Origin of the sequence: Burkholderia sp. Ac-20345 (assembly GCF_017104825.1) — a bacterium.
In the GTDB taxonomy this organism is placed as follows: Bacteria; Pseudomonadota; Gammaproteobacteria; order Burkholderiales; family Burkholderiaceae; genus Burkholderia; species Burkholderia lata_B.
Map to the genome: position 1 here is coordinate 1 of NZ_JAAGPO010000529.1, position 1,046 is coordinate 1,046.

Annotated in this window: 1 protein-coding gene; it reads left to right on the forward strand. The window is 69.0% G+C overall.

Annotated features, from left to right (window positions below; genetic code table 11):
- Window positions 1-1,046 (forward strand): acetyl-CoA C-acetyltransferase (locus tag G3O06_RS48460; RefSeq protein ID WP_241020635.1); only part of this gene is annotated, 1,046 nt, incomplete at both ends.

A 1,046-nucleotide genomic window follows, 5' to 3' on the forward strand; every position in this document is an offset into this window, starting at 1 on the left:
GTAGTGATCGTATCGGCCGCGCGGACCGCGGTCGGCAAATTCGGCGGTTCGCTTGCGAAGATTGCGGCGCCCGAGCTGGGCGCGACGGTGATCCGCGCGGTGCTGGAGCGTGCGGGCGTGAAGCCCGATCAGGTCAGCGAAGTGATCATGGGCCAGGTGCTGACGGCCGGTTCCGGGCAGAACCCGGCGCGGCAGTCGCTGATCAAGGCCGGGCTGCCGAGCGCAGTGCCGGGGATGACGATCAACAAGGTGTGCGGCTCGGGCCTGAAGGCCGTGATGCTGGCGGCGAACGCGATCGTCGCGGGCGACGCGGAGATCGTGATCGCGGGCGGCCAGGAGAACATGAGCGCATCGCCGCACGTGCTGCCGGGCTCGCGCGACGGGTTCCGGATGGGCGACGCGAAGCTGGTCGACACGATGATCGTCGACGGCCTGTGGGACGTGTACAACCAGTACCACATGGGCATCACGGCGGAGAACGTCGCGAAGGAATACGGGATCAAGCGCGAAGAGCAGGACGCGTTCGCGGCGCTGTCGCAGAACAAGGCGGAAGCCGCGCAGAAGGCCGGCCGCTTCAACGATGAAATCGTGCCGGTGGCGATTCCGCAACGCAAGGGCGAGCCGCTGCAGTTCGCGACGGACGAATTCGTGCGTCACGGCGTGACGACGGAATCGCTGGCCGGGCTGAAGCCGGCGTTCTCGAAGGACGGCTCGGTGACGGCGGCGAACGCGTCGGGGCTGAACGACGGCGCGGCGGCGGTGCTGGTGATGTCGGCGCAGAAGGCAGCTGCACTCGGCCTGACGCCGCTGGCGCGGATCAAGGCGTACGCGAACGCGGGCGTGGATCCGAGCGTGATGGGCATGGGCCCGGTGCCGGCATCGCGCCGGTGCCTGGAGCGCGCGGGCTGGACGCCGGGCGACCTGGACCTGATGGAAATCAACGAGGCGTTCGCGGCGCAGGCGCTGGCGGTGCACAAGCAGATGGGCTGGGACACGTCGAAGGTGAACGTGAACGGCGGGGCGATCGCGATCGGCCACCCGATCGG